The sequence below is a fragment of the Dermacoccus sp. UBA1591 genome (genome assembly GCF_002322065.1).
In the GTDB taxonomy this organism is placed as follows: domain Bacteria; phylum Actinomycetota; class Actinomycetes; order Actinomycetales; family Dermatophilaceae; genus Dermacoccus; species Dermacoccus nishinomiyaensis.
This window is the reverse complement of sequence record NZ_DCNR01000079.1, coordinates 42,240-47,913: the sequence shown is the minus strand read 5'-3', so window position 1 is coordinate 47,913 and position 5,674 is coordinate 42,240. Positions and strand designations below refer to the sequence as shown.

The following is a 5,674-nucleotide window of genomic DNA, read 5'->3' as shown; positions in this document are numbered from 1 at the left end:
CTCGAAGCTCGTGAGTGCCGGCCAGCGGTAGTAGCCGGCGTTGAGTTCGACGGTGTCGAAGAGGTTCGCCGCGTAGTACTCGAGGCGCACGCGGTCGGCGACGCCTGCGGGGTAGACGGTGCCTTTCCAGGAGGCGTACGTCCACCCTGACGTGCCGAGGCGCAGTTGCGCTCGGGTGGCCGTGCTCATGGCGTCAGCATGCCACCGGAGCGCGGCGTGATGTTCGGCCGGGACGTGGATGTGGACGAGATCCGCCGAGGTGGACGTGAATCGCGAATGTGGGCGAAATTCGCCGGTGTGGACGAAATTCGCGACGCTCAGTGATGCGTCGGCCAGAGACACGCGAGGAGGGCCAGGCAGAACCTGACCCTCCAAGCGGACGGCTCCATGCGCGACATGGACGCCCCCGAGTCTGCTGCACCGAGCGTGGGAGCCGAGCCCGCGAGGCTCCCACGCCGGAAAGCGGACGAAGGGGAATTACTTCATGACGACGACGGGCGCCTGGCTCTTGCCCTTCTGGGCTTCCTTGGCCTCTTCTTCGGCGCGCTTGACGAGGGCCTGCGGCGGGTGGCCGGCGGACTTGGTGAAGTAGTCGGCGGCGCGGCGTTCGGCGTACATCTTGGCGGCGGCGAGTGCGCCGGTGGAGATGGCGGCGTAGATCGCGGCTTCGATGATGCTGGCGTTCGGGTCCTTCGCGCTGCGCGGGCTCTTGCCGGTCGTCATCTTCCACGTCTTGGTGGCGGTGGTCGTCGCGATCTTGCTCGCGACGATGCCGGCGCCCATGCTCAGCACCTTCCACACGAGGTTGCCCATGGTGTTTCCCCTTACGTGTCGTCGGCCGTCGTGAGGCGTCGTCGAGCCTCGGGCCGTTGATGTCTTGGGTCCATCCTCGCGCGTGCATGTGTCGCTGCGCCAGTCGGCATGGTCATCAGCCCGGTCTGACGGGGGTGGGCGTCGTGGCGGCCGGCTCGTGCACGAGGGATCCGGCGTCGGCGTGAGGTGCGCACGAGCCGTCAGCGGGGATGCCGGAGTGCGAAGCGGGCCGAAGCGTGTCGTCCGTCGGTGGTCGGTGCTAATCTCACGCTCGAACGACAGGGGAGCGCAGTGTGCGCTGAGATCGTGCCGCATCCGGCACCAAACCCTCGAACCTGACCCGGTTAGCACCGGCGGAGGAAGTCGAGTTCTCACTCGTCGCGCGTACGTGCGGGCGACGACGTCCCTCACTGGCCGTGAGGAGGAACGTTCACATGATGTCTCGTGGTGGCCGCGCCGTGCTGGCGCTCGCGTGCGTGGGTGCGCTGGCGGCGTGTAGCGTCGACAACAACTCGTCGGGCTCGAAGTCGAGTTCAGCGGGCGGCTCGGGTGCGTCGGGTTCGGGCGCGTCGAAGACGGTCACGTTGGTGACGCACGAGTCGTGGGCGCCCGACAAGAACGTCATGGCCGAGTTCACGAAGCAGACGGGCTACACCGTCAAGGTCGTGAAGTCCGGTGACGCCGGTGAGCTCGCGAACAAGCTCGTGCTGAGCAAGAACAACCCGCTCGGTGACGTCGTGTTCGGCATCGACAACACGTTCGCCTCGCGTGTCACGACGAACGACGTCCTCGAGCCGTACAGCCCGAAGGGCGCGCCTGCGTCGGCGTCGAAGTACGAGCTGCCGGACGGCCAGGGCAAGGGGCAGCTGTCGCCGATCGACACCGCGTCGGTGTGCGTCAACGTCGACGACGCGTGGTTCACGAAGAACCACAAGACGAAGCCCGCGTCGTTCGACGACCTCGTCAAGCCCGAGTACAAGAACCTCATGGTCGCGCCGGGCGCGTCGTCGAGCTCGCCGGGCATGGCGTTCTTCCTCGCGACCGTCGGCCACTACGGCCAGGACGGCTGGGAGGCGTACTGGAAGAAGCTCATGGCGAACGGGCTCAAGCTGACGTCGGGCTGGAGCGACGCGTACGAGGTCGACTTCACCGGCAGCGGCAAGGGCAAGCGTCCGATCGTCGTCAGCTACGACAGCTCGCCGGCGTTCACCGTCGACAAGGCGGGCACGTCGACGACGTCGGCGCTGCTCGACACGTGCTTCCGATCGACCGAGTACGCCGGTGTGCTCAAGGGGGCGAAGAACCCCGACGGCGCGAAGGCGCTCATCGACTTCATGAACGGTGCGAGCTTCCAGAAGTCGCTGCCCGACTCGATGTACGTCTTCCCCGTCGACTCGAGCGTCGAACTGCCCAAGGCGTGGGCGGCGAACGCGAAGCAGCCGACGAAGCCGATCGAGGTGTCGCCCGCCGACATCGACAAGAACCGTTCCGAATGGCTGACGAAGTGGAAGGACGTCACGTCCAAGTGACGCCCGAGCGATGAACGGCACCCGTGATGGTCTGCGTCGCGGCGCACGAGCCCGGGGCGCTCGCGCGCCGTTCGTCATGGCCGCGCTTGCCGTCGTCCCGCTCGTGTTCCTCGCGATCTTCTTCGCGTGGCCCGTCGCAGCGATGGCGGTGCGTGGGCTCGCGCCGGGTCGGCACGTCGATCTGGGCGGATTCACGGACGTCCTGACGCGCCCGCGCATCCTGCGCGTGCTGTGGTTCACCGTGTGGATGGCGGCGCTCGCGACGGCGTGCTCGGTGCTGCTCGGTGTGCCCGTCGCGCACGCCCTGTACCGGCTGCGCGTGCCGGGGGCGGGGGTGTGGCGCGCGCTCGTCGTCCTGCCGTTCGTCCTGCCGACGGTCGTCGTCGGCGTCGCGTTCCGGTCGCTGTTCGCCGACGGCGGCCCGCTTGCCTGGTTGGGCTGGGACGGCTCGTGGCAGCCGGTGCTGCTCGCGATGGTGTTCTTCGACGTGTCCGTCGTCGTGCGCACCGTCGGGCCGATGTGGGCGTCGCTCGACCCGCGCACGGCGGAGTCGGCGGCGGCACTCGGGGCATCACCGCGGGAGGTCTTCCGGACGGTGACGTGGCCGCAGCTGCGCCCCGCCGTCGTCAGCGCCGCGAGCGTCGTGTTTCTGTTCTGCTCGACGGCGTTCGGCATCGTCCTCATGCTCGGTGGCCTGCGCTACTCGACGCTCGAGACGGAGATCTACTCCCTCACCGTCGAATTCCTCGACCTGCGAGCCGCGGCGGTGCTGTCGGTGACGCAGTTCGTCCTCGTCGCGGCGCTGCTCGTCGTCAGCGAACGCTCGTGCATCGGGCGTCATGACGAGCGGGTGCGGCGTGGCGTGACGCAGCAGACGGCGCTGCGACGTCCTGGGCGCGGTGACGCGGCTGCCCTGACGCTCACCGCCGCTGTCGGGGCGCTCATCCTGGCGCCGCTGGTGACGCTGCTCGTGCGCTCGCTGCGTTCCGATGGCGGCTGGACCGTGCAGCACTATCGCGGATTGGGTGACCTCGGGGTCGTCGGTGCGCTCTCGCAGAGCTGGCGCATCGCGATCGACGCTGCGTTGCTCGCGCTCGTGCTGGGGGTGTGCGTCAGCGTCGTCGTGTCGTGGCGCGCGGCGAGCCCGACGGGGCGGCGTGTCGTCCGGCTGCTCGACGCGGCGTTCATGCTGCCGCTCGGCGTCTCGGCCGTGACCGTCGGTTTCGGTTTCCTCATCACGCTCGACCGGCCGCCTCTCGACCTGCGTTCGTCGTCAGCGCTCATTCCGATCGCGCAGGCGATGGTCGCGCTACCGCTCGTCGTGCGCACGCTGACGCCCGTGCTGCGCTCGCTCGACCCACGTCCGCGCGAGGCGGCCGCCGCGCTCGGGGCCTCGCCGGTCCGGGCATGGATGACGGCGGATCTGCCGGTGCTGTGGCGACCCTTCGTCGCGGCAGCCGGGTTCGCGCTCGCGGTTTCGCTCGGCGAGTTCGGCGCGACGGCCTTTCTCGCGCAACCTGATTCGCCGACGTTGCCCGTCGTCATCTACCAGCTGATCGGGCGCCCCGGTGACGCCAACTTCGGTGGCGCGATGGCAGCGTCCGTCGTGCTCGCAGCCGTGACTGGCCTCGTCATGGTGGCCGTCGACAAGATCGGCGGCGTCGCCGCAGGGAGGATGGGCTGATGGTGGGACGACCCAGGCGAGGCGACGCCGGTCCGGCGTGGGCTGGTGGGGCGCCGGTCGGTGAAGAGCGGGCCAACGGGATGCCGTCTGGTGGCGAGAGGTCCGACGGGTTGCGAGCCGGTGGGACGCGGTCCGAGGGGATGACGTCTGGTGGCGAGCGGGCCGATGGTGAGCGGGCCGCGGAGGCGGCGCGCGGGCTCGTCGTCAGCGGCGCCCGCGTGACGTTCGCCGGCCAGGAGTCACCGGCGCTCGACGACGTCGATGTCACCGTCGACGCCGGGCGCGTGCTCGCCGTCCTCGGCCCGAGCGGCTGCGGCAAGTCGACGCTGCTGCGCGCCGTCGCAGGCTTGCAGCGTCTCGACGCGGGGCGCGTCAGCTTCGACGGCGACGACGTGACGCGCGTGCCGACGCACAAGCGCGACTTCGCGCTGATGTTCCAGGACGGCCAACTGTTCGGGCACCTCGACGTCGCCGCGAACGTCGCCTACGGGCTGGCGCGACGTGGTGTGGGGCGCGCCGAGCAGGCCGCACGCGTCGGGCAACTGCTCGACCTCGTCGGGCTGCCTGGCTACGAGAAGCGTTCTCCCGCAACGCTGTCCGGCGGTCAACAGCAGCGTGTGGCGCTCGCGCGGGCCCTCGCGGTGCGACCGCGGTTGTTGCTCCTCGACGAGCCGCTCTCGGCCCTCGACAGAGGCCTGCGCGAGCGGTTGTCGACCGATCTGCGGGCCATCCTCACGACCGAGAGCGCGACCGCACTGTTCGTCACGCACGATCACGGCGAGGCGCTCACCGTCGCCGACGACATCGCCGTCATGCGCGACGGACGCATCGTCCAGCACGGTGCCGCGCGTGAGGTGTGGGCCGCGCCGTCCGACGAAGACACCGCCGATTTCCTCGGCTTCACGACGACCCTGGGCCCCGACGAGGCGGCAGCGGTGGGTCTCGCGCCGGGGCGTTGGAAGTTGCGTCAGAGTGCGCTACGGGTGGTTGCGACAGGAACGGCGTCCGGCTCCTCTTCGGGAGACGGTGTCGCAATGCGTGACGCCGGGGCGACACATGGTTCCTCGTGGGGCGAAGCGGCCGGAGCGCGTGACGCCCGGGCCCCCCGCGCGCTGGCGGCGAGCATCGTGCACAGCGCGGTGGCGGACGAGGTGACGCGCGTGAGCGTCCGGCTCGATGCGCTGCCCACGCTGGAGCTGGCTGCCGTGGCCTACCCCGGCGACGTCGAACCGGCCGCGCTCGAGTCCGGCGCCGGCGTCGGCGTCGTGCTCGACGCCTCCCAGGGCGTGCAGTTCACCCACTGACGATTCCCGGGCAACATCGCGCGTCAGAGCTTGCGGACCGTCAGGCTCTGCGCGATGCGTCCGACGGGGCCGTGGATGTCGTGCAGTGACGTCATCGTGACGCCGAGCCCGCTCTCGCCCATCGCGACGGTGGTGTCGAATCCCGTTGCGGTGGGGTCGGGTTGGCGGAAGAGGTGCACCGTCAAATCGACGTTGGGGTACATCCACTCGCGCGGATCGACGCGGACGGCGATGCCGTTGGCGCCGTCGATGACGGAGAGGAAGTGCGTCGTCGGGGTGATCTGTTCACCCATGACGATCGGCAGCTGCGTGCGCAGCCAGACGCGGTGTCGGCCCGGCACGTA

Annotated in this window: 6 protein-coding genes and 1 riboswitch; of the genes, 3 read left to right on the top strand and 3 right to left on the bottom strand. The window is 69.8% G+C overall.

The window, feature by feature from the left end; translation table 11 throughout:
• Positions 1-189: DUF72 domain-containing protein (locus B2284_RS08360; protein ID WP_286697382.1), on the bottom strand; the 189-nt coding region annotated here is incomplete at its 3' end.
• A gap of 288 nt (positions 190-477) precedes the next feature.
• The gene (locus B2284_RS08355) at positions 478-813 is read right to left on the bottom strand and encodes a DUF4235 domain-containing protein (RefSeq protein ID WP_006945679.1); all 336 of its coding nucleotides are present in this window, start codon (positions 811-813) and stop codon (positions 478-480) included.
• Positions 814-1,083: 270 nt separating this feature from the next.
• Positions 1,084-1,192: riboswitch (TPP riboswitch) on the top strand.
• Positions 1,193-1,247: 55 nt separating this feature from the next.
• Between B2284_RS08355 and B2284_RS08350 the strand changes: the two genes are divergently transcribed.
• From B2284_RS08350 to B2284_RS08340, 3 genes are all read left to right on the top strand, one after another.
• Positions 1,248-2,342 carry a thiamine ABC transporter substrate-binding protein gene (locus tag B2284_RS08350; RefSeq protein WP_286697381.1) on the top strand — a complete coding sequence of 365 codons (1,095 nt, stop codon included), beginning with the start codon at positions 1,248-1,250 and terminating at the stop codon, positions 2,340-2,342.
• A 10-nt stretch (positions 2,343-2,352) separates the two neighbouring features.
• Positions 2,353-4,026: an ABC transporter permease gene (locus tag B2284_RS08345; RefSeq protein WP_286697380.1), complete on the top strand. Its 1,674-nt coding sequence runs from the start codon at positions 2,353-2,355 to the stop codon at positions 4,024-4,026.
• 140 nt (positions 4,027-4,166) lie between these two features.
• Positions 4,167-5,330, top strand: a complete 1,164-nt coding sequence (locus B2284_RS08340) for an ABC transporter ATP-binding protein (protein ID WP_286697379.1) — start codon at positions 4,167-4,169, stop codon at positions 5,328-5,330.
• A 23-nt stretch (positions 5,331-5,353) separates the two neighbouring features.
• Here the strand turns inward: B2284_RS08340 and B2284_RS08335 are convergent.
• Positions 5,354-5,674: thioesterase family protein (locus B2284_RS08335; protein WP_286697378.1), on the bottom strand; the 321-nt coding region annotated here is incomplete at its 5' end.